The 22,846-nt window shown below is 46.4% G+C and carries 18 protein-coding genes; 7 read left to right on the forward strand and 11 right to left on the reverse strand.

What is annotated here, in order from left to right; all coding sequences use genetic code 11:
* Positions 1-16: 16 nt before the first annotated feature.
* A complete protein-coding gene (gene malQ, locus JM642_RS13935) occupies positions 17-2,407 on the reverse strand; it encodes a 4-alpha-glucanotransferase (protein WP_203432008.1) in 2,391 nt (796 codons plus the stop codon).
* Between the two features lie 508 nt (positions 2,408-2,915).
* On the opposite strand from malQ, the gene JM642_RS13940 reads away from it, so the two are divergent.
* Positions 2,916-3,548, forward strand: coding sequence for a peptidylprolyl isomerase (locus JM642_RS13940; RefSeq protein WP_088585862.1), 633 nt, complete (start codon positions 2,916-2,918; stop codon positions 3,546-3,548).
* A 68-nt stretch (positions 3,549-3,616) separates the two neighbouring features.
* On the opposite strand, the gene JM642_RS13945 is transcribed toward JM642_RS13940, so the two are convergent.
* On the reverse strand, positions 3,617-4,093 hold the full coding sequence (locus JM642_RS13945; protein ID WP_133180881.1) for a MarR family transcriptional regulator: 477 nt from the start codon (positions 4,091-4,093) through the stop codon (positions 3,617-3,619).
* Positions 4,094-4,420: 327 nt separating this feature from the next.
* On the opposite strand from JM642_RS13945, the gene yiaY reads away from it, so the two are divergent.
* From yiaY to JM642_RS13965, 4 genes are all read left to right on the forward strand, one after another.
* On the forward strand, positions 4,421-5,569 hold the full coding sequence (gene yiaY, locus JM642_RS13950) for an L-threonine dehydrogenase (protein ID WP_037416021.1): 1,149 nt from the start codon (positions 4,421-4,423) through the stop codon (positions 5,567-5,569).
* Positions 5,570-6,254: 685 nt separating this feature from the next.
* Positions 6,255-6,626 carry a hypothetical protein gene (locus JM642_RS13955; RefSeq protein ID WP_037416019.1) on the forward strand — a complete coding sequence of 124 codons (372 nt, stop codon included), beginning with the start codon at positions 6,255-6,257 and terminating at the stop codon, positions 6,624-6,626.
* 705 nt (positions 6,627-7,331) lie between these two features.
* Positions 7,332-8,630, forward strand: a complete 1,299-nt coding sequence (locus JM642_RS13960; RefSeq protein ID WP_203432009.1) for an NAD(P)/FAD-dependent oxidoreductase — start codon at positions 7,332-7,334, stop codon at positions 8,628-8,630.
* Between the two features lie 74 nt (positions 8,631-8,704).
* Positions 8,705-8,917: a hypothetical protein gene (locus tag JM642_RS13965; protein WP_037416014.1), complete on the forward strand. Its 213-nt coding sequence runs from the start codon at positions 8,705-8,707 to the stop codon at positions 8,915-8,917.
* Positions 8,918-8,954: 37 nt separating this feature from the next.
* Here JM642_RS13965 and JM642_RS13970 read toward each other — a convergent pair whose 3' ends face one another.
* The 3 genes from JM642_RS13970 to aceB all read right to left on the reverse strand — a co-directional run bounded on the left by JM642_RS13970 (position 8,955) and on the right by aceB (position 12,804).
* Positions 8,955-9,323, reverse strand: a complete 369-nt coding sequence (locus JM642_RS13970; protein ID WP_007646510.1) for a hotdog domain-containing protein — start codon at positions 9,321-9,323, stop codon at positions 8,955-8,957.
* A gap of 374 nt (positions 9,324-9,697) precedes the next feature.
* The gene (gene aceA, locus JM642_RS13975; protein ID WP_037416008.1) at positions 9,698-11,020 is read right to left on the reverse strand and encodes an isocitrate lyase; all 1,323 of its coding nucleotides are present in this window, start codon (positions 11,018-11,020) and stop codon (positions 9,698-9,700) included.
* A 134-nt stretch (positions 11,021-11,154) separates the two neighbouring features.
* Positions 11,155-12,804, reverse strand: a complete 1,650-nt coding sequence (aceB, locus tag JM642_RS13980; protein WP_203432010.1) for a malate synthase A — start codon at positions 12,802-12,804, stop codon at positions 11,155-11,157.
* A gap of 835 nt (positions 12,805-13,639) precedes the next feature.
* Here aceB and JM642_RS13985 point away from each other — a divergent pair.
* Positions 13,640-16,108, forward strand: a complete 2,469-nt coding sequence (locus JM642_RS13985) for a TonB-dependent receptor (protein ID WP_203432011.1) — start codon at positions 13,640-13,642, stop codon at positions 16,106-16,108.
* A 67-nt stretch (positions 16,109-16,175) separates the two neighbouring features.
* On the opposite strand, the gene JM642_RS13990 is transcribed toward JM642_RS13985, so the two are convergent.
* The 4 genes from JM642_RS13990 to JM642_RS14005 all read right to left on the reverse strand — a co-directional run bounded on the left by JM642_RS13990 (position 16,176) and on the right by JM642_RS14005 (position 21,009).
* Positions 16,176-17,945 carry a monovalent cation:proton antiporter-2 (CPA2) family protein gene (locus JM642_RS13990; protein WP_203432012.1) on the reverse strand — a complete coding sequence of 590 codons (1,770 nt, stop codon included), beginning with the start codon at positions 17,943-17,945 and terminating at the stop codon, positions 16,176-16,178.
* Between the two features lie 224 nt (positions 17,946-18,169).
* Positions 18,170-19,909 carry a GGDEF domain-containing protein gene (locus JM642_RS13995; protein WP_203432013.1) on the reverse strand — a complete coding sequence of 580 codons (1,740 nt, stop codon included), beginning with the start codon at positions 19,907-19,909 and terminating at the stop codon, positions 18,170-18,172.
* 48 nt (positions 19,910-19,957) lie between these two features.
* Positions 19,958-20,173, reverse strand: coding sequence for a hypothetical protein (locus JM642_RS14000; protein WP_203432014.1), 216 nt, complete (start codon positions 20,171-20,173; stop codon positions 19,958-19,960).
* Between the two features lie 44 nt (positions 20,174-20,217).
* Positions 20,218-21,009 carry an SAM-dependent methyltransferase gene (locus JM642_RS14005; protein WP_037425536.1) on the reverse strand — a complete coding sequence of 264 codons (792 nt, stop codon included), beginning with the start codon at positions 21,007-21,009 and terminating at the stop codon, positions 20,218-20,220.
* A gap of 406 nt (positions 21,010-21,415) precedes the next feature.
* Between JM642_RS14005 and bamE the strand changes: the two genes are divergently transcribed.
* Positions 21,416-21,907 (forward strand): outer membrane protein assembly factor BamE, encoded by a 492-nt coding sequence (bamE, locus tag JM642_RS14010; protein ID WP_037416135.1) that lies wholly within the window; start codon positions 21,416-21,418, stop codon positions 21,905-21,907.
* A gap of 75 nt (positions 21,908-21,982) precedes the next feature.
* Here the strand turns inward: bamE and JM642_RS14015 are convergent, their stop codons facing one another.
* Together JM642_RS14015 and JM642_RS14020 are read right to left on the reverse strand one after the other, a co-directional pair.
* The gene (locus JM642_RS14015) at positions 21,983-22,318 is read right to left on the reverse strand and encodes an RnfH family protein (RefSeq protein ID WP_037415988.1); all 336 of its coding nucleotides are present in this window, start codon (positions 22,316-22,318) and stop codon (positions 21,983-21,985) included.
* Positions 22,308-22,745 (reverse strand): type II toxin-antitoxin system RatA family toxin, encoded by a 438-nt coding sequence (locus JM642_RS14020; RefSeq protein ID WP_011623526.1) that lies wholly within the window; start codon positions 22,743-22,745, stop codon positions 22,308-22,310. The genes JM642_RS14015 and JM642_RS14020 overlap by 11 nt, the downstream gene beginning before the upstream one ends.
* Positions 22,746-22,846 lie beyond the last annotated feature (101 nt).

Here is a 22,846-nt window from a genome sequence, read left to right on the forward strand (position 1 = left end):
TGGCTTCCATTTTTAGTCAAAGGGTATCTGTATGCGCAGCCGTTTCTGGCAAATGTCTTGCCGCAGCAATGCGTTGCAAACGTTCAGCCAGCGCAGGCCTACCTGCGGCTTCGCTTAGGCTGATTGGCAATCGCCGCTGCCAATTGGGGTACTCGAGCCAAGTGCCGGGGATATTCACCGCATGGCGGTCCCCTAGCAGATCGCACCATTGCACGCTGTAAAGTGTGCTGTTGCCCGAGGCGCCAAAGGGCATCCACGCCGTTAATAAATCTTCAATATCAATCTGTTGAATATCTGTCTCGGCTAATAAGCCCTGGGAGATTAAGCACTGCGCGAGCTGGTGTTTTTCCTGCTCTCGCCCTGCGAGCGCTTCTCCCAGTTCATCATCAGTCTTGAGCAGTTCGAGTTGTCGCCTCAGGTGCAAATCGCTGCCCGTCCACCAAGCCACTAAGGTCGGCACATCGTGGTTTGCCAACATCATCAAACTTTGAAACTTATATTGGCTCGGCGGCTTAAAGCCCTGATGGTCTTTGCAGAAGTAGAAAAGCTCGTTGGAATAGACTCCCGCCTGATACAGACGATGAATAATATCGGGTGGGACTAGGCCTAAATCCTCACCAATCACCACACAACGAGCACGTTGACTCTCTAGGCAGAGAATCGCCAACAGGGTTTCGACGGGGTAATACACATAGGCGCCATGGCCGAGGCGCTTATCCAAAGGCCACCACCAGAGCCGCAACAGTCCCATCACATGGTCGATTCGCAGCGCACCGCAGTGGGTCATGTTGGCGCGGATAAGCTCAATAAAATGACGATATTGATGCTGTTTTAGCTTGACGGGGTCGAGGGGCGTAAGGCCCCAGTTTTGTCCCTGTGGCGCGAAGGGATCCGGCGGTGCGCCTATGCTGGCGTTTAAGCAAAACTGCTGCGAATTGGCTTGGACCTCAACGCCCTGCAACGCTGCGCCCACGGCCAAATCGCGGATAAGCCCTATGCCCATCCCAGCTTCTTTGGCTTTGAGTTGGCACAATTGCAGTTGATCTTCAGCCACAAACTGCAGGTATAAATAAAAGCCTTCATCCTGTGCGATGGCCCTTGGACTGCGTAGCGATTCAGCTTGGGCAAATTCCCTGAGCGGCGCGCCCTGCTGTGCTACAAAATCCTCAAACCGCTGCGCCCTTGGTGTGTTGGGCTGTAAATGGTGTTCGCAAAAGACTGTGTATAAACGTGCAAATGCGCGGTACTTAAGCTCGCTGACTTTGGGGTAATCGAGCCAGTTCTCCGCATTGAGTAGGGCGATGGCTTCTTGCCATTCCTTCGCCCCAAACTCCGTCTTTAATGACTCAAATTCAGGCACGCTAGGTAAATGAATATACAGCGGATTAAGCCTTCGACGATCGCAGGGACTATAGGGACTCGGATGTTCCGGCGCGGCAATATCTAAAGCATGCAATGGATTAAGTTGAATAAAATCGGCGCTATATTCGGCCACTAAACCGATAAGTTGCTCTAAATCGCCAAAGTCGCCCATGCCCCATTGGCTTTCGCTGCGCAGACTATAGAGCTGAAGGCTCACGCCCCACGGTTTATGGCGCTTTCCTTGCGCCACAGCGCTCATCACCCCTTGATAGGCGGTTCTCGGCGCCACCATAAAAGTGCCATGGAACTCAGTCGCCTTACTTGCTACAGAAATGCTTGCTGCTGACGTGCCTGCACTTAATACGCCTTGCTGATCATCTGCCAGCCCAAGCAAACTGACGCTCAGAGTGTGGTAGCCCAGCCCGAGGCAAGATAAATCACTTAAGTTGTCTTTATTGCTAGATGTGTTTGACGCGGCGCTGACATTTTCCCATGAACGGCGCGGCTCAGCGCAGCTATCTTGCTCAGCGGCATCGCCTGCATCACGGCAATGAAACTCATGACCTAAGAGGTCGAGGCGGTATTGCAGGAACTGACACTCATTGGTAAAGGAGGTGGTGCCAAACTGCGCCAACTCCTGCGCCTGAATACGATAATCCCCAATCGGTTTTAGCGCCAAAAATGGCACCTCAAGAATAACCCTCTCCCCTTGCTCACAGGTAAAGGTGAGCAGCAGATCGCCACGGTAAGATTGAGGTAAATACAGGCAGACCCAAGGTTCATCGACATAGCACCAATGAAACGCCGGCAACACTTGTGTCCAATGGTGTGCATCGAGTTGATACACCTGAGCGTCAAGCTCGTCGCCACTGGGTAAACTCGTTAACGGTTCATCCTTTGCCTCGCAGGGCTGAGTATTTTTTTCCTGCAACATACAGGTCAAAATCCCTTGCCTGTCAGCCTCGGGAATGCGGATGTACTTGCCAAAGCAGTCGGTAAAGTCTGCTCCCACGCCCCGCAAATACAGCAACTTCTCCAGCCCCATATTTGTCGCCCCCGCGACTGCTCATCCATAGCCTTAGATAGGCAGTAACCATGCCAGCGCAAAATAACAGCATGAAGACAGATTTGTGTCAGCCAAGTGACAACAAAGAAAACTTATAAATCAGCATCTTGAATAAAATACGTGCCTTTATCACCCAAGCCTTTGCCCACCGAGCCATCTCGCAAACGCACTAGTTTGAAGCAGGGAGTGATTAAAAAAGGTGCAACGCGCTTAAATGGCGCAAGCAAAACAACATCTTATCTTTGAGTACATTAGTGAGATTTATCTCTTAGGTTGAATGCCTCTCTGGCACAGGGGAGATTAGAGTGGCAACTAGCTGCAACACTTTGTATCAATTACATTTTTCATCTTGAAATCCCCTTCATCGCTCTGTCACTATGCGCGCACAAAACAAAAACAACACTTAATCGCAACATTTACCCATGCCCGCTTACATTATCCAAGCAGGCAAAGGCGTGGCGAACAACGCAAAAATAAGGAAATTGATATGAAAAGAATCACGGGACTTTTACTCGCCAGCAGTTTGAGCATGGTCCTCAGTGCCTGCGGCGGTGGCGAAGATGATCTCACTCCCAATATCCCCAAACCCGACCCAACTCCACCGAGCTTAAGCGCCGATGTCTGTTATTTAATGAGCACCACAAAGGGGGATGTAACCTTAGCCATCGACCTCACCCATATGCCGATCACGGGTAAGAACTTTAAACAATATGTCGATAAGTCCTTCTATAACGGCACCTTATTCCACAGAACCATTAATAATTTTATGATCCAAGGCGGCGGTTTCACCACGGGATTACAGAGCAAGCCAACGAGCTCGCCGATTAAAAACGAGGCCGCGGTCGGTATCAGTAACAAACGGGGCACTATCGCGATGGCGCGTACCACAGTGTCAGACTCAGCAACATCACAGTTCTTTATCAATGTGTTAGATAATCCCCAGCTCGATGCTTCGGCGAGCAGCTATGGTTATGCTGTGTTTGGTAAAGTCATCGAAGGGATGGATGTGGTCGATCAGATAAGCATTGTGCCGACCAAAACCAGTAACGGTTTTAACGACACACCAGTGACTGAGATTTTGATTAATAGTGTGACAGAAACCAACTGCCCCAAAGCTTGATAAATACTCGGGGTTAAATAAAAAGCACTGATTTATCAGTGCTTTTTATTATTCTCGGCCCAAGGAGATTATTCATCCCCTTGAATTTTACCCACTAACAACATAGGTGCTGCGTCGATTTTATCGGCATCCATCATGGCCGCAATGCGCTCCACCGATGAAAGCAGCTGACTCTGCTCCCACTCTTCAAGATTTTGATATTGCTTAATAAAGTGTTCTTGAAGCGGTTTAGGCGATTCCTGCAATAATGCGTGGCCCGCCTCACTTAAATACAGATGGACTTTACGCTTATCGGACTCGCTGCGTTTGCGGATCACTAATCCCCGCCCTTCGAGCCTATCAATAATTGTTGTCACAGTGGCTGGGCTGAGGGTGATTTCTTCGGCCACCTGCTTGGCTAAGGGAGCGCCGAGTTGGGCAATCTTCTGCATCACCATCAACTGTGGTCCCGTCAAGCCGGAATGCTTATTGAGTTGCCGCGAATGAATGTCGATAGCGCGGATCACGCGGCGCAGTGAAATCAGCAGTTGTTCATATTTTTCCATCGTACTTCACATACTCCTCATCAACTCAACGGCCGCACCTTACCAGAAACTCAACCACAACTCACCTTGGCGGGCAATTTTATCGCGTAATAATCTGAGTTTAACTAAACAAGCAAAAGCTGAAAAAAACGTTAAAAAACATAGCGTATGCAGCCCTTAATCTCTGTCATAAAAATTCATTATTTAGTTATCTAGTTCCAACTTTAGTGCGAATTTCACCTCAGGAATCTATCTAAACCGATCTAGATCACAACTTGGCTACCCCTTAATTGGTAGTTTGGTCACCAGAAAGAAACAAATTTAATATACAAGCAAATAGGTGGATATATGGCTGCTAAATTTTTTATTCCTTCCGTCAACGTATTAGGCAAAGGCGCAGTAGATGATGCTATTGGTGATATCAAAACCTTAGGCTTTAAACACGCGCTAATTGTGACGGATAAACCTTTAGTCAATATTGGTCTAGTCGGTGAAGTTGTCGAAAAACTCGGCCAAAATGGTATTACCTCAACCGTGTTTGATGGCGTACAACCTAACCCAACGGTTGGGAACGTTGAAGCCGGTCTTGCGCTGTTAAAAGCCAATCAATGCGATTTTGTGATTTCACTCGGTGGCGGCTCACCACACGATTGCGCTAAAGGTATCGCTCTTGTGGCAACCAACGGTGGCAGCATCAAAGACTACGAAGGCTTAGACCAATCCGCTAAGCCACAACTGCCATTAGTAGCCATTAACACCACCGCCGGCACCGCCAGTGAAATGACCCGTTTTTGTATCATCACTGACGAAGCTCGCCATATCAAAATGGCAATTGTCGATAAACACACCACCCCATTACTGTCTGTGAATGACCCAGAGCTGATGCTGAAAAAACCAGCAAGCCTCACTGCTGCAACGGGCATGGACGCGCTGACCCACGCGGTTGAAGCCTATGTGTCTATCGCTGCAAACCCCATTACCGATGCCTGCGCCATTAAGGCCATTGAGCTTATCCAGGGCAACTTAGTGAATGCGGTAAAACAAGGCCAAGATATCGAGGCCCGTGAGCAAATGGCCTATGCGCAATTCTTAGCGGGTATGGCCTTTAACAACGCCAGCTTAGGTTATGTGCATGCCATGGCACACCAATTAGGCGGTTTCTACGATCTGCCCCACGGTGTGTGTAACGCCCTCTTATTACCCCATGTGCAAGAATACAACGCTAAAGTGGTACCGCATCGCTTAAAAGATATCGCCAAAGCGATGGGTGTCGATGTTGCCAATATGACGGATGAGCAAGGTGCTGCGGCTGCAATCACCGCGATTAAAGCCCTATCCGTTGCGGTAAATATTCCAGAAAACCTGACGTTACTCGGGGTTAAAGCAGAAGATATTCCAACGCTGGCTGAAAACGCCTTGAAGGATGCCTGTGGTTTCACTAACCCTAAACAGGCAACCCATGAAGAGATCTGCCAGATCTTCACGAATGCGTTATAAGTCATACAAGCTCTAACGCTTATCAGCGCGCCAATTGACAGGATGTTGTTCGGCTAGCGCAAGCTAACGACATAGAATCGGCCTAAACAAGTTCCCTTGTTTGGGCCTTTCTTTTTATGCATCAAAGACACCTTTAACACCACATGATCACAGCAAAAACCGCCGTAACGTCTTAATCTTCGGCAATTGAGATCGCGCAGATCGAAAATTCCATCAAATAGCGCAAAAACGTGATCTTGGTGGGTTACATGCTGTTACAAATCCGCTAGACTGGCTCCAGTTCGCTTTTTCCCTGCAAAAGATGAAGCCAGCTGAGAGGCCCGTTTTAAGGAACGGGCCTCTGTCCATTCAAGCCCTCATCAACCATGCACTTCCCTCATATTTTGCTAATGTTAAATAGCATACTCATCAAAACATTTTTATACCTATCATTAATTGGTGCTTTATTGCGCAGTAGTTAAGCAAAAACGAATTTGAATGCAAAACTGAGAGATAGCCCAAAGTTATTCGTTAAAAACTCATGCTAAATAACAGCTATGGCAAATAAATTAACTCGCTCATTTTTATATAAAAACACTTGTAAAAACGGTGATTTATCTAGGACGGTATCAGCGTAATTAATGATTGACCGAATTCAAAAACGATGCCTATGATGGCAGCAACATCCTCTACAGGTAGGTACGCTATGACAGCAATTACTCATGTATATAACTACACAGTTAGATGTCCGCATTACAAAGATCCCGAACATACCGCAAGTTGGTTAAACCACATTGAATTAAACCAATCGAGTGAAATTGCATTAAACCGTATCACCAAATGGCATGAACTCTCAGGCACTAAATCCTTTGAAACCAGTAAGTTTGTCGTCCGCAAAGCCGAAAATGAAGAAGCCTATTTTTCGATGCAAAGCGATAGACTTAAAAATGATGGTCATGCGCTCGTCACCTTTAAAATTTTCCTCGATACCTGTTGCGACAAGGCCGCTCCTGAAGAAATTATGCAGCACCTAATCCAAGACTATCAGCAACGTTTAGCCAAGCTAGAACAGGCATAGAACACCATTCGCCGTGGGCATGTAGCGTCAAATGCCCAATTATCCCAAAGGCCAAACCAACGTTTGGCCTTTTTGTTAAGTACTTTAGTCAAAGCTGCAGCAAGCAATTGTGATCTCATGCCTAGGGCGTGTTGACGTTTCAGTTTTGGAGCAATTTGGCCAGTGTTTATACAAGGCAAAATCCGTGCTTGTAGTCATCCTACATAAACGGACAATAACGCAGCAGAAACGCTGCCGGAAGAGTTCGTCAGACAAGCACATGCTCTTACTTTCTGTCATTAAGAGCCGCATGTCATTTGAGTAGAATAACTACGCATTATTCTTCGTTTCGCGAGCACTAGCTTGTCGGAATGAAATGTAATCTCGATACATCAATGCGCCCTAGGATTTAGTTAACTGATGACGATGGTGCTCACAAGCGGCATAAAGCGTTTCAGTTAAAAGAACTCTCCCGACACAAACAGGTGAGCCAGCGCACATTTCACCAAAAAGTGACACGACACATATCACAATTTGCGATCAGCATAATCATACATTCAACACCCATAAAAAATAAGACTAATAAAATCAATAAATAATCATTATTCCTGACTCACTTCCCTACATATGGCCTCATTGCTTGAGACATAAAGCTAAGGTTAATATTTTGTTTCACAACCTTACCCTCTGCACAATCTAACAACACAACGAATAGGAATAATCAGCATGGCTATAGCAAACATTGTTATCGTGGGTGGTGGTGCTGGCGGGATGGAGATTGCGACTAAATTAGGCCACAAACTGGGGCGCAAAAGAAAAGCAAAGATAACGTTAATCGATTGTGCTGAAAGCCATATTTGGAAGCCACTACTGCATGAGGTTGCGACTGGCGCACTCGATGTTGGTATCGACGCTTTAAGCTATCGAAGCCATGCAGCCGCCCATGGCTATCACTTTCAACAGGGCGCTATGACGGATATAGATAGACAAAACAAACAAGTAGTGCTGTCAGCGATTTGTGATGATAAAGGTGATGTACTACTCCCATCTCGTCATATTGATTATGACTATTTAGTGGTCGCCATTGGCAGCATCGCTAATGACTTTAACATTCCAGGCGTACGTGAACATTGCCAATTTCTTGATAATACAGAGCAAGCAATGGCAATCCGCAAAATTTTGCTGAATAAGTTTCTCCGTTATGCCAGCCATAGCCTGCTGGCCGATAAAATTAAAATTGCTGTTGTAGGTGCAGGGGCCACTGGAGTAGAAATGTCTGCGGAAATGCACCATGCCGTGGATCAGTTGCGCGGATTTGGCTATAACATCGATTCACGTCTTTTGGAGGTCACCCTCATTGAAGCTGATAAACGGATTTTACCTAAAGTAGAAAAGCGCGAAATTTCAGACTCAGTGACCAAAGAATTAGCCGCGCTCGGCGTTAAGGTCATGACTGAAACACGAATTAATCAGGTGGATGAAACGGGGCTGACCACAACAGATGGGCAGATGATCCCCGCCGATTTAGTGATCTGGTCTACAGGGGTAAAGGCACCGGATTTTCTGAAGGAAATTGGTGGACTAGAAACCAACCATATCAACCAGTTGGTGGTAAAACAGAATATGCAAACCAGCCGCGACCCGCATATTTTTGCAATCGGTGACTGTGCTGCTTGCCCACAACCCAACGGTACTTTTGTTCCACCAAGGGGGCAATCAGCACGGCAAATGGCACTCATGACGGCCGACAATATTATGCTACTGCTTGCAGGACAAGACGCCCGTCATCTGTATGTTTATAAAGATCTGGGGTCGCTTGTTAACTTGTCGAAGTTTCATACTGTGGGCAACTTGCTGTCATTTATCGGCGGTGGAGTGATGGTCGAAGGTAAAATCGCTCGCTTTGTATACACTTCTCTCTATCGGCGACATTTAATTGAACTGCACGGTGTGGTAAAAGGCAGCCTTTTAATGTTTGCTAAAGGTATTAGTCGCATTATTCATCCCCATCTCAAATTGCATTAGCAAGATTATTAAGGCGTTTTACGTAACTATTTGGTATCTTGCGAGGCAACCGTTAGTTTTCAGGATGAATAACCATGAAAAAAGCAACACTCCTCATACTGCCACTGCTACTAGCCACCACAGCCTGCGCCGATTTAAAGGATGCGGGGCGCGCTATCGGCACCACCACTAAGGATGTCACTAAAGAGATTGGTCACGCCACCCGCGACACCACCAAAGCCATTGGTCATGCTTCAAGAGATGCAGTGAAATCGGTCAAAGAAGATCTTACTAAAGACTCAGAGTGACGCCCGTGCGTCACTCTGCTTTATCGGAGCTCAATCCTTAGGCCGCATTAGCACGAATACCATGGGGAACCGGTAATCCCTGCGCATTCACATTTACAAACACCATCTTATCGATACTCACCACTGGCGCCTGCGTCATCTTATTACGCACTTGGCAACTGACCGTAATGGAACTGTGCCCGAGGCTGACAAGCTCCAAGCCAAATTCCAACACATCCCCTTGGCGCGCCGGCGTCATAAAATTGATTTCAGAAATCAGCTTAGTCACATGGCTGGTGCTTTTCATCTGGCATGCAGCAAAGATAGCCGCCTCCTCGTCAATCCAACTCAATAACTGGCCGCCAAATAGGGTATTTGCAGGATTTAAATGTTCAGGTTTGACTAAACGACGACTGTAATATTTCATGACGGTGACCTCACTGTGAATGCCAAGTTTTACGGCCAATTCACAGCATTATTTAGGCCAAGATAAATAGCCATTGAATAACAATGAGATAGCATTAAGTCTTTGTAAAACGGTTAAAAAATTGCACCAACTCGAGTCAGAGTTGCACCAGAATAATAAGTTAGATAAAAAAATAGCGACTCAGAGAGTCGCCAAGCACAGGCAAGCAAAGTATTGACTGGGTGGGAAGTTAAGTCACAAGAGTTGACTTAAAAACCCGTGCAGCACATGTAGGCGAACTGCACGGGGGACAACAGCTGCAATGCAGCTAAACACAGGGTTTACGGGTACAACATCTTACGGGTAGAACCTATTCGCGATACAACAGACTTCGCTTAAAACTGCTCTTCTTCAGTCGAGCCAGTCAGCGCAGTCACTGATGAATGACCACCTTGGATAACCGTAGTCACTTGGTCGAAATAACCTGTGCCCACTTCCTGTTGATGCGCCACGAAGGTGTAACCTTTCTTCGCTGCCGCAAACTCAACTTCTTGAACTTTCTCAACATAATGCTTCATACCTTCACCACGAGCGTAATCGTAAGCTAGGTCAAACATGTTGTACCACATGTTGTGGATACCCGCTAAGGTGATGAATTGGTACTTGTAGCCCATGTCCGATAGCGCTTGTTGGAAACGGGCAATCGTTGCATCGTCCAGATTTTTCTTCCAGTTGAACGAAGGTGAGCAGTTATAGGCCAGTAATTGGTCTGGGTACTGAGCATGGATTGCCTCAGCAAAGCGGCGTGCTTCTTCTAAGTCAGGCTTAGCGGTTTCACACCAAATTAAATCCGCATAAGGTGCGTAGGCTAGACCGCGAGAAATCGCTTGGTCGAGACCTGCGTTAACGCGATAAAAACCTTCATTGGTACGCTCGCCAGTCACAAAGTCACGATCGTACGGATCGCAATCAGAGGTCAATAAATCCGCCGCGTTCGCATCGGTACGAGCGATAACTAAGGTTTCAACACCGCTTACGTCTGCAGCCAGACGTGCTGCAACCAGTTTTTGTACCGCTTCTTGGGTTGGCACTAATACTTTACCGCCCATATGGCCGCACTTTTTCACTGACGCTAATTGGTCTTCAAAGTGCACACCAGCAGCGCCCGCGTCGATCATTGACTTCATCAACTCGAACGCATTCAGTACGCCACCAAAACCGGCTTCAGCATCGGCAATAATGGGTAGGAAATAATCGACAAAGTTTTCATCTTCCGGATTAACCCCATTGCTCCACTGAATTTGGTCAGCACGGCGGAAAGAGTTGTTAATACGTGAAACGACCGCTGGAACCGAGTTAGCTGGGTATAAAGATTGGTCTGGGTACATAGTGCCCGCTAAGTTAGCATCGGCCGCCACTTGCCAACCAGACAGATAAATCGCTTCGATACCGGCTTTAGCTTGTTGTACCGCTTGGCCGCCAGTCAGTGCACCTAACGAGTTCACATAACCTTTTTTTGCGCCACCGTTGACTAAATCCCACAGTTTAGCAGCGCCGCGTTTGGCAATGGTGTTCTCTGGAACAATTGAACCACGAAGTGCCACGACTTCTTCTGCAGTGTATGGGCGACGAACATTTTTCCAACGTGGATTCTCTGCCCAATCTTTTTTGATCGCGTCAATCTGCGCCTGACGTGAAGTCTGTGTTGCCTTAGTCATAGTGTCACTCCTTTCTGTATGATGTTGTAGCAAGTGACGCTGCCCCACCGCGTCACCCTGCCCATTGGTTTAATTGACGGTTTCACCGCCATAACGCATTCCATAGGACGCATTAAGTGTTAACGCATTTATAATTAAGCAGTTAGCATCTCGTAACCGGGTAAGGTTAAGAAGTCGACCAACTCATCCGAAGTGGTAATATCCTCAAGCAATACCGCCGCTTGGGTAAATTTGCCGTGGGTGAATCTGTCACTGCCCACTTCTTTTTTCACGTTTGCTAACTCTTCCACCAGCATGTCTTTAAACAATTGTTTCGTGACAGGTTTGCCGTTGGAGAGTGACTTGCCATGTTGGATCCATTGCCAAATCGAGGCGCGGGAGATTTCAGCGGTTGCCGCATCTTCCATTAATCCATAAATCGGCACACAACCGTTGCCACTGATCCACGCCTCAAGGTATTGCAGAGCAATACGAATATTCAGGCGCATCCCTTGCTCAGTGCGCTCGCCATCACAGGGCTTTAATAACTCAGCGGCGAGAATCGGTGCATCCACATCGCGGGTAATGTGTAATTGGTTTTGATGGTCTTGGCCGATATACTCGTTAAAAATCCCCATGGCCGTATCCGCAAGACCGGGATGCGCCACCCAAGTACCATCGTGGCCATTACGGGCTTCGAGCTCTTTATCCTTTCGAACCCGCTGCAACACAGCTTCGTTCTGCGCAGGATCTTTTGCTGGAATAAAGGCAGCCATGCCGCCCATCGCTAACGCGCCACGTTTATGGCAGGTTTTGATCAGCAGTCTTGAATAGGCACTTAAGAAAGGCGTATCCATAGTCACCGCTTGGCGGTCAGGTAACACGCGGTCGCTATGGCGCTTTAATGTTTTGATATAACTAAAGATATAGTCCCAGCGACCACAGTTCAGTGCGACGATGTTTGAGCGTAATTCATAGAGAATTTCGTCCATTTCAAACACCGCAGGCAGCGTCTCAATCAAACAAGTACATTTGATGGTGCCAGGCTGCAGGCAGAATCTTTCTTCAACAAAAGCAAACACTTTTGCCCACCAGCGCGCCTCGATATGACTCTCAAGTTTAGGGATGTAGAAGTAAGGACCACTGCCCTTCGCCAGCAATTGACGATAGTTATGGTAAAAGTACATCGCAAAGTCGAATAACGCGCCGGGAATGGACTGCTGGTTAAATTCAACATGCTTCTCTTTTAAGTGCAGGCCACGCACGCGGCAGATCAATACCGCAGGATTTGGGCCTAACTTGTAGTGTTTACCGGTTTCAGGCGCTGTGTATTCAATTTCACCACGCACCGCATCACGCAGGTTAATCTGACCTTCCACTACTTTTTGCCAGCTCGGTGCTAAGGAGTCTTCAAAATCCGCCATAAACACTTTGGCATTGGCATTAAGTGCATTGATCACCATCTTACGTTCAACGGGACCGGTGATTTCGACACGGCGGTCAAGTAGGTCGTTCGGAATACCGCGGATCTTCCATGCGCCGTCACGAATAGCGCGAGTTTCAGGTAAAAAGTCTGGCAAAGCCCCTTTATCGATACGCATCTGTCTGTCTTTACGTTTGGCGAGTAAGGTGGGCACTTCAGCCGCAAATTCCCGGCAAAGTGACTCAAGCAACGCCAGCGCACCTTCGGTAAAAATCACTTCTTGGCCAGGGATAGTATTTCCCACTATGGTCAGCGCGCCATTCGCAGTGGTCTTATTCTGTGCCGAATTCAATTGCTGCTCACTTAAAGTTTGTTCCGTCATCTTCTCACCCTCCCAAGAGGCAAAACTCTTGCTCGTTTACGACTCATTACCAGTAAAGACATGGGTAACATGTACAAACATTCACCGAAAAACATTCAAATGTTCGTTTAGAACCAAAACTTACAGACAAACATTTGTATTTGCAACTATCCAAAAGTGTCATGACAGCTAAAAAATTTGACCAAAAACCGTGACAAAATTGGTCTGACCAAAGTAACTTTTAAAATATAAACATATGATTTAAAATTACTTTACATTAAAGCGATAATTACTATTTTGGTAGTGGTGAAATTTGTCTGACAACTTTACCACTTTAAGCGCATTGTAATTTTATACGTAATTAAATTACATAATGAAAATTAATATATACACCACTTTTACCTTATTCGACCTAAGTAGAAAACAGACAGCGTTTTGAACTCCACCTTAAGGAAAGCGAGTAAAACCAATAAAAATAACCAGTTAACAAAATTGAAACACTGCAAAAGTTTAAACACTCGTTTAAATATTACGTTTACGTAAACAGTCACTAGGATAGGATGAGAGTGATAGGGATCACGGGTTATGTTTCTCGATCAAAAAGCCGAGTAGATGTGGTTAACCCAAAAAATAAATCACTTTTTTATAAAAAAAATGAAACAAATTAGAAATCTGACTAAGAGTTGCTTCAAGTTGCGCGCCTAGTGGCGGCAAAACTCACCACAGGATTAATCCACAAACCGTTAATCATACGTAAAGATGACAAACATTTAACTCCCAAGACCTATCAATCAAAGGTTGCAATGGTTATGAAAATCATTATCATTCGCGACCATTCTGTTTGGGGGAACTTTATATGTCAGTATCACAACCTATATTTCGCTTATCACTTATTGCACTCGCCTGCCTCAGTGCTTTACCACATACCGCTTTTGCCGATGACACACCTTCTGCTCGCGATCAAAACATCGAACGCATAACGGTATACGGCAGACAAAACTCCGTAGTGAAAAACTCTGGGCTTGCGACTAAGTCAGATATGTCCTTGATGGAAACCCCTGCGGCGGTAGTTATCGTTGACCAAGAGCTGATTAACAGCCAAGGAGTCGACAATCTTCAAGACTTAATTCGTAATATCAGCGGGGTGACTCAAGCAGGCAATAACTACGGCATTGGGGATAACTTGGTGATTCGCGGCCTCGGTGCAAACTACACCTATGACGGCATGTATGGCGGAGCTGGCCTTGGTAACACCTTTAACCCCACTCGCTCTTTAACCAATGTGGAATCCGTAGAGGTCTTAAAAGGCCCAGCAACAGGACTCTACGGCATGGGCAGCGCGGGCGGTGTGATCAACCTGATTGAAAAGAAACCGCAATTTGAGTCCAAACACAAATTCACCACTGAAGTTGGCCAGTGGGATACCTACTCGCTAGCCATCGATAGCACGGGTGGAATTACCGATGATCTTGCTTATCGTTTAGTTGCCAAAACCGCCCGCAGTGAAGGCTACCGTGATTTAGGCGCCGACCGTGATGAAGTGTTCGGCTCACTTAAATGGGTATTAAGTGATAGCCAAGATCTGATGCTATCCGGCGCATATATCAAAGACGCCATTGCCGTTGACTCTATCGGCCATCCAATACGTATCTACAATGCCGATTCAGTCGGCGGCAAAACCGCGGGCGAAGTCACTTGGCAAGATTTGATTAACGATCCTAAGGGTCAAGGCATACAGCTAACCGACGAGCAGCGTCAGCAATTAGCGGCGTCACTCGCCAGTGGTGATGGTTTAACTCCTTATTCCTTTGGTGACGCGGGATTAATTTCTCCCATGGCAAAAGATAATGAAGGTGAAGAATTAAGGTTCAAGCTGACCCACAATATCTACTTTACCGATAATCTGTTCCTCAATCAGCAGTTGCAATATCGCGACTACACCACAGGTTTTGCCCGTCAAACAGGGGCTTACAACTATGTGTACTGGAAACGAAACATCAAGATTGGTGGCGTATCGACTGATGTGATTAACCAGGATCCCCGCGCGCCACTGGTTGAAAATGGCATGCTCTATCCCTTTGCCGCCAGACGTCAGGAATACCGCCAACTCGATGCCGAAGAAACCTCATGGCAGTATTTTGCTGATCTACGTTACGACTTCCAAATCGGCAATATCGACAATGAATTACTGGTGAACGCTAACTACGAAGACCGCGATATTCGCCTCGAGCAATTCTCAATTTACGATGCAGATCAAGTCATTAAAAACAAACAAGGTGAAGTGATTTACCGTGGTTCGCTACCGTACATTTACGATATTCGCAATCCAAACTGGGGAACGGGTAAATTTGAGGACTACGATCCACTCAAAACCGCCAACTACAATAAAAAAGTCAGCGCTTGGGGTCTAGGCGTGCAGCATGTGGGTTATTTAGGTTATGGCTTTACCACCCGTGTTGGCGTGGCCTTTAACGAAATCAAACAAAGCTATGAGCATTTAGGTCTCGATGCGCGTTATAGCGCAAGTCAAGCGAGCCCGACCCCCGAGGAAGATAGTAAAGATAACGGTGTGACCTACAACTTGGGCTTAACTTATATGCCCATTGATGATTTATCGTTTTTCGTTAATCACTCAAAGGGCCGCACCGCCTATAGCATTTTAGGCTCAATCACTGGGGAAAATACCGACCGCGAAGACTCAGAATCCGTCAGTAACGATCTCGGTATGCGCTTTAAAGCCTTTGACGATCAGATGCTAGCATCGCTGGTGTTCTTTAAAAGCTCACGCACGAATGTGCCTTACAACAACCCAGACTATAACGCTGGTGTGTCAGGTGCTGAGGTACCCGTGTACTTTTACGATGGCAGCGAAGATACCAAAGGAGTCGAGTTAGATCTTAATGCCCACCTAAATGATCAGTGGCGAGTTAACTTTAATGGCATGTACCAAGATGCAAGGGATAAACAAAACCCAAATAGTTTAACCTACAACAGCCGCCAAAAAGGGGTACCCTATGTGACCGCCAGTGCTTGGGTGACCTATGGTGCAGACTGGTTTGCCTTATCCAGCCCTATTGAGCTGAGTTTAGGCGCCAAGTATGTGGATGATAGAAGCACGCACTCAACAGACTTTGGCATCCCTGATGGATATGTGCCGAGCTACACCTTAGTGGACTCTGCCATCAGCTACGCCACCGACTCTTGGAAGTTACAATTGAATATCAACAACCTATTCAATAAAGATTATTACAGCAAGGCGATGTTCCTCGGTGGTATGCCGGGCGAAGAGCGTAATGTGAAGCTGCAATATAGCTACAGCTTCTAAGCGTTTTCCTTAAGCCCATAAACAACAAGAGAGCCCATCGGCTCTCTTGTTGTTTTAGCTGGCAGGCTTAACTGACATTCTCCCGGTCGCCACGCATCAGCGACTCCAGCTCAGCTTTACCCTTATTGGATAAATCAATCAGCTTGGCTAAATCATGTTGGTGTGCGGCACTATCTATCACCAACTTTTTATCGTGCTCGGCAAAAATCTTCACCCTTTCATTGGCCTGCACCTGTGATAAGCCTAAGCCCTGCAAAATCTTCTCACTGGCAGACAAAGCCGAACCAAAGGTTTCACGGAACACATCGGTCACCCCAAGGCTCATTAATCGATAGGCATGGTTACGGTCCCGCGCCCGAGCGACGATATTGATATGGGGGAAATGGGTTTTCACCTGCTGGGCAATTTCAATCGAATCCTCAACATTATCAACAGCCAGCAGCAACAGGCGCGAGCGTGCAATCCCCGCCGACATCAACATATCTAAACGTCTGGCATCGCCAAAATAGACCTCACCACCGTATTTGCGGATCACATCCACATGGCTGGCATCCTTATCTAAGGCCACAAACGGAATACCCGATGACGCTAAAATCCGCCCAGTGATCTGCCCCACCCGTCCAAATCCGGCGATCACCACCTCAGATTCAGTCACATTAATGGTATCGGGTAAACGAGTATCCACCACCTTAGGTTTAGTGACTCTAAAAAGCGTGAAAATCATCGGTGTGACTGCCATGGATAAACCGATGGCGAGCACTAAGATTTGGGCGATTTTATCATCCACTATGCTGGATAATTGCGCCTGCGATAGCAGCACAAAGGCAAACTCACCGCCCTCTGCCAAGATAAGCCCTAGGGCAATACTCGGGCGCCATGTATGGTGCCGTAAACGGCCAAGCAGCATTAGCACGAGAGTCTTAATCAGCAGCATGCCCAGCAAAATCGCGAGGATAAGTAAGGGATCGGTTAAAAACAGCTTGAGATCCATACTCATGCCGACCGCCATAAAAAACAGCCCAAGCAGTAAGCCCTTAAAAGGTTCAATATCGGTTTCGAGCTGATGTCGGTAGCTGGAGTTCGCCAGCATAATTCCGGCTAAAAACGCGCCCATACCCGCCGACAACCCTAGCCACTCCATCAATTCGGCGCTGCCCATCACCAACAATAATGCAAAGGCGGTTAACACTTCACGAACGCCACTGCTGGCAACAAGTTTAAGTACCCGCGGCAACAGATATTTGCCCACCAACACAAAGCCCACTAAGGCCACACAGGTCCAATACCACGGCACCGCATGGTGCTCAATCTGGGCCGAATTAGGTGCAAGATAAGCGGTTAATAACAACATAGGGATCACGGCGAGGTCTTGCATTAACAACACCCCAAAGGCATCGCGGCCAAGCGGAGTGGTCAGCAATCGATGTTCGCTCATCAGCTGCACCGCAAAAGCCGTCGATGATAGTGATAACGCTGCGCCCACCACTAATGCTGCCTCAATGGATAAGCCAAATCCCCAGGCTAAACCGCCTATTGCCGCCCAAGAAAGGAGTAACTGACCACTGCCGAGACCAAAGATGGCACTGCGTAGCTCCCATAACTTGCTCGGATTGAGTTCAAGCCCAAGCACAAACAGCATCAGTACCACACCCAGCTCGGCAAAATGCAGCACGGCGGCGGGATCAGACACCAGCGCCATGCCTCCGGGGCCTAAAATCACCCCAGCAGCGAGATAAGACAGAATCGGTCCTGCGCCAAAACGTTTGCCCAAGGGCACAAAAATCACCGCGGCCAATAAAAATAACAGTACAGAAGTGAGCAGACTCGACTCTTCCATTAGGGCTCCACAACGTTAACGAAAGGCAAAAATAGGGGTATGGCCTTAAGCGAAAAAAGCTTCGGCTACCGCTGGCAATCATACTCTAGTTAGGCAGGAAAAAGTGTGAAAAATTGGCCTAAAAATCATCGAGAAAATGCAAGAAATAAGCGAAAAAGCGAAAGAAGAAAACCGCGTTACATTAACCTAAACAGTCAGTTACACAGACAATACAACTCTACCCCCTACGGTCTTACCAACTGGCTGGTAATATTGGTGGCGCGTTTATCGGAGGCTAAAGCGTCCTCATAACAGAATACACTGTTACGACCATTGGATTTTGCGGCATACAGTGCCATATCGGCACGGTGCAGCAGAGGATCTAAGCTTAAGTCTTCTGTTGTCATACCGCTGACCCCAAAGCTCGCGGTGATAGTAAATTTATGCCCCGACAGATGCGTATCAATGGCTTCGATTCGGCTTCGGCATTGTTCGGCAACTTCCATTCCCTTTTCCTCATTGGCATAGGGCAAAAACAACGCAAATTCTTCGCCGCCAATCCGGGCAAACACATCACCATTGCGCACATGGGGTTTTAATACTTCCACGACTTTTTTCAGCGCCCAGTCACCCGTACCATGGCCGTAGGAATCATTAATCCGTTTAAAATGATCTAAGTCGAATAAAATCACGCAAAAATCGCCCCCTCGGGCAGCGGCTTGCACAAACAGATTTTCGCCAAGATCTTGCCCTGCACCACGGTTAAGCACGCCCGTCAGCGCATCCATTCTGGCCATGCGCATCAAACGCCGTTTTTGCAAATTGCCCACGACTAACAAAATCGCAAGGAAAAACAGCCCGCCAACTAATATGGTGATAAACATCAGCATATTAGTGTACTCACGCTCTTTTACCGTTTGCTGGGCGATATAAAGTTCACGCTCTTTATTCAGCAAGTTGATTTCACGCGCCTGCTCATCGGCATTAAACTTAGCCGCCTGATAAGCAAGGGTTTTCATCCTCGACTCATCAAAAATCAGTTGATTATAATGCTGCTCTTTTCTGGAGTATTCATAGGCTTGCTCAAATTGCTGTTTTTGAGCATAAATCTTAGCGAGTACACCTGATGCACCGTGCTTAAGCTCTGTATTGCTAGAATCATCTAAAAGATTCATCACATATTGAGCATGTAACTCAGCTTTCGTAAAATCTTGCAACAACAAATAAGCTTCACTGAGCAACTCATGTACACTATTAATCTCCAGCTCAAAATTAAATGATTCATACCCCTTTAGAGAATCTAATAAGTAAGAAATAGCAAGCTGTGGCTCATTCAATCTAAGACTCGATTCTCCCATACCTTTTAATGCAATATTCGCAATTAGTGGGTAACCACTGGATTCACAATAACTACGAGTAAACTTAAATTCATCAAATGCTTGCGAATAAGACTTTGACTCTAACTGATGAACGGATAAATATAGTTTAGATATACAAACATCTTTAGCATCACTTGGAGAGGCGAGAGCAAGCGCTTTAGCTGCATATTTAGCAACCTCTTCAGTGACCCCCATCGCAGTATATAAACTAGCCAAACGCAAATATGAAGCGCGCTTAAGGTTAATATCATCAATTCGATCGATTAGCCCAAGACTCTTTCCCATCACTTTAAATGCATCATTGAAATGGTGCAGAGCAATATAGGCTGTTGCCTCATAACTATATGCAGAAAATAACATTTCAGAGTCTTTGAGTAAGGCTTCTGCTTGGCCCAATAACTCAATAGCAGTTTGATATTGTCCTGAATAAATAGAAGCTGCACCTTTAAAGAGCAAAACTCGTCCCTGCTGTAAGCGAGACATAGAACCAAATTCAGATTCAATTGTTTTAATTAGGTTTATAGCAGCAGGTAAATCAGAATGTTGTAATGTTTCAATCTTAGTTAGCGTTTCATCATAATTTGTAGTTGAAGCAATCAAGGGCATACAAAGTATGCTCAAGATTGCCAAAATGAAAACACTAAAAAACTTCAATTAATCACCATTACCATGTGAAATAACAAGGTAAGATTGATAGCTACTATCACCACTTAACGTTTTGAGCTTTTCCATATCACCAGTCATTACAGCATTAATTTCTTCATCAGTTAACCCATGGGCACGCATCACCGCCTCGGGATTCTGCTTATAATCTTCCATTAACTGCGCATCTTGGCCTAACTGGGTAAAAAAATCCGATAATGCAGACATGTTTTCTCCTTATTGTTAATAATGACTCAATATCACACTTCAATTTATCCCAAATCTTCGGGACCGATCCCTAACTTAGCCAAAATAGCATAGTTGTACTCCAGCTTTTTTGCTGGCGGAATTAACAACGTACTAATCGGTGTTAAGTGTGCTTGGGGTAAATTCGCTAAAGGTAAACGCTCGATACGCGGGGCTTGGATTGGCAAATTAGCCGCTTCGTAGATGACCACCTCATGGTCGAGGGGATACCATTGATTCAGCTGCTCCACGAGGATCTGCAACCTATCACTCGAGGTATGAAATTGGGTTAAGGTATGTTCGCCCGCAATCGCGATTTGCCAGAGTAATAAGTGGGTAGTAGGATCGGGCACATGGTTGAAAAACATAAACTGGCTAGCTTCAAAGCTTTGATGCCCGGAGTTGCCTGGGTCAATCCCTAAGTCGGCCCACAGGCAAGCTTCGGCCGAAATCCCCGGCTCCATCTTGGCCGAAAAACCTTCGGCCTTGGCGCGAGTGATAGCCATATGGGATACACAGGCAAACACGCCCGGATGACCATAGAGTGCACACACGGTTTTTTTACCCGCTCTCACCGCATCTAGAATGGCATTGACCATTTGCTCGTAGGTGTCTCGGCGATTTTTAACTTCACCATTTTGCGCATAAAACTGCTGCAAATTGATGACATTGGGATTGAGCTTCGTCAGCCAACGCTGCGAAAAACCGTCGGGTAAGAGTGAAAATACAATATCGGCATGTTCAATATAGCTGCGGCTTAATACGCTAATTTGCCCCGCGAGCTGTAACCCCGTACCCACACAAACGAGTGATCCCAATGGTCTCTCCTAAAAAGGCGATCTCAGCGGATTAATACATAAATTCAAGCGCTGAAATAACGCTCTCTAAAACCAATATCATCGCTAAGATCATCAAAACAAAAAACTTTCACAACTCTACCCACATTTAGCTAACAATGCCACAGCACAATACTGCATTTGGTAAAATTTTCTGACCTAATTACCGCCCTACACGGTACATATAAAACAAAAAGCGATACAGGTAACAATCCACGTAAATCAGTGTTCATTATAAAAATCTTCACACACAGCGAACTAAAGCCAGCCGCTTAGGTCGAAAACTCACACAATTGCAACGATAAGCGCCGCAACGCCCAATTACCCTTGTCATAGGGGGGACTGCTTGGGTATGATGGCCGCCAGATTTTCAGAAGTAGCGCATACAATGATCAATAAAAAGCAAAGTCTTACCCTGCTGAGTGCCATTGCGCTCTCAGTTTCGCTCAGTGCCTGTAGCGTGTTTGATTGGCTGATCTATAAGCCCGATATTCCGCAAGGCAACTACATGGAACCGCAACAGGTTGAAAAGTTGCGTATCGATATGACCAAAGAGCAGGCCGAATACATTCTTGGTCGCCCAGTATTGCGCGACAGCTTTGCCGATGACACTTGGTATTATGTGTACCACTATAAGAGTGGCCGTGATGCGAGCATTACCCACAAAGAACTGATCCTGCACTTTACGGGTAACAAATTAAGCTTAGTGAAGGGCGACTATGAATTAAGCCCAGAGTTTAATACGCCGCTTGAGCAGAGTAAGTTACCAATGGTAAACACCGCAGAATCTGCGCCGCAGGTGCCAGCACAGCGCCCTGACGAAAAGCCATTAGTGAAAGAAAATCAAACAGAAGCGCAAGTTCAAAAGCCAATCAAGTAAGTACACTGGTTTAACACTTGCCTTAAAAACAAAAAGCGCCCATGGCGCTTTTTTTGTGCTGGTGTTGCAGACAGATTAAGACACCCGTCCACCGGTCACTTTATTGGCACGACCTTCATCCTTGGCCTTATCGGCACGGCGACGGCGCACATCCTTAGGATCGGCAATCAACGGGCGATAAATCTCCACTCGCTGCCCAGGTAAAATCACTTGGTCATGCTTAATCACATTGCTAAACACCCCAAGCTTTACCGTTTCTAAATCAATCTCAGGGAAAAAACTCACCATATTGCTCTGACGCACTATGTCAATCGCGCTCGTGCCGGGCAATACGCTAACCGAAATCACCTTCTGCTGAGTCGGCAGCGCATAAATAACATCGACGACGAACTTATCTGCTTCATTTGTCACTGTAAATTACCTTAGCGCGGCTGGTAAATGCCGTCACCATTGACACCATAAGATCATTAAACACTTTACCAAAAGCCATATCGACCAATGAGCTGGAAAACTCGAAATTTAAATCGAACTCCACCTTACAGGCATCTTCAGTCAACTCGGTAAAACGCCACTGGCCGAATAAGTGTTTAAAAGGCCCATTTTCAAGTCTTAACTCGATACTCTTTCCCGGCACCACCTGATTGCGCGTGGTAAAGGTCTTACGGATCCCCGCCTTACTCACATCGACCGAGGCCACCATGGTTTTACCATCAAACTCAAGCACTTTACCGCCAACACAACCGGGTAAAAACTCTTTGTACGACTCAACATCATTGACTAAATCATACATTTGCATCGCACTAAAACGAACTAACACACTTCGAGAAATTTGCGGCATAAAGCTTGGCACTCTCAATCTAAGGAAACACGCTGTCTCAAGCGAACTCCGCGCGCCCTAATCTCTAGGGAAGCTAACAAAATTGGTTTGGATTCTACCAC

It is taken from the genome of Shewanella sp. LZH-2 (assembly GCF_016859145.1).
Lineage (GTDB): Bacteria > Pseudomonadota > Gammaproteobacteria > Enterobacterales > Shewanellaceae > Shewanella > Shewanella xiamenensis.

Bases quoted from the DNA above. Each gene is read 5' to 3' on its own strand.
- JM642_RS13960 (WP_203432009.1), top strand. From the start codon at position 7,332: ATGGCTATAGCAAACATTGTTATCGTGGGTGGTGGTGCTGGCGGGATG.
- aceB (WP_203432010.1), bottom strand. From the start codon at position 12,804: ATGACGGAACAAACTTTAAGTGAGCAGCAATTGAATTCGGCACAGAAT.
- JM642_RS13990 (WP_203432012.1), bottom strand. From the start codon at position 17,945: ATGGAAGAGTCGAGTCTGCTCACTTCTGTACTGTTATTTTTATTGGCC.
- JM642_RS13965 (WP_037416014.1), top strand. From the start codon at position 8,705: ATGAAAAAAGCAACACTCCTCATACTGCCACTGCTACTAGCCACCACA.
- JM642_RS13985 (WP_203432011.1), top strand. From the start codon at position 13,640: ATGTCAGTATCACAACCTATATTTCGCTTATCACTTATTGCACTCGCC.
- bamE (WP_037416135.1), top strand. From the start codon at position 21,416: ATGATCAATAAAAAGCAAAGTCTTACCCTGCTGAGTGCCATTGCGCTC.
- JM642_RS13955 (WP_037416019.1), top strand. From the start codon at position 6,255: ATGACAGCAATTACTCATGTATATAACTACACAGTTAGATGTCCGCAT.
- JM642_RS13940 (WP_088585862.1), top strand. From the start codon at position 2,916: ATGAAAAGAATCACGGGACTTTTACTCGCCAGCAGTTTGAGCATGGTC.
- JM642_RS13945 (WP_133180881.1), bottom strand. From the start codon at position 4,093: ATGGAAAAATATGAACAACTGCTGATTTCACTGCGCCGCGTGATCCGC.
- JM642_RS13995 (WP_203432013.1), bottom strand. From the start codon at position 19,909: ATGCCCTTGATTGCTTCAACTACAAATTATGATGAAACGCTAACTAAG.
- aceA (WP_037416008.1), bottom strand. From the start codon at position 11,020: ATGACTAAGGCAACACAGACTTCACGTCAGGCGCAGATTGACGCGATC.
- yiaY (WP_037416021.1), top strand. From the start codon at position 4,421: ATGGCTGCTAAATTTTTTATTCCTTCCGTCAACGTATTAGGCAAAGGC.
- JM642_RS13970 (WP_007646510.1), bottom strand. From the start codon at position 9,323: ATGAAATATTACAGTCGTCGTTTAGTCAAACCTGAACATTTAAATCCT.
- malQ (WP_203432008.1), bottom strand. From the start codon at position 2,407: ATGGGGCTGGAGAAGTTGCTGTATTTGCGGGGCGTGGGAGCAGACTTT.
- JM642_RS14000 (WP_203432014.1), bottom strand. From the start codon at position 20,173: ATGTCTGCATTATCGGATTTTTTTACCCAGTTAGGCCAAGATGCGCAG.
- JM642_RS14020 (WP_011623526.1), bottom strand. From the start codon at position 22,745: ATGCCGCAAATTTCTCGAAGTGTGTTAGTTCGTTTTAGTGCGATGCAA.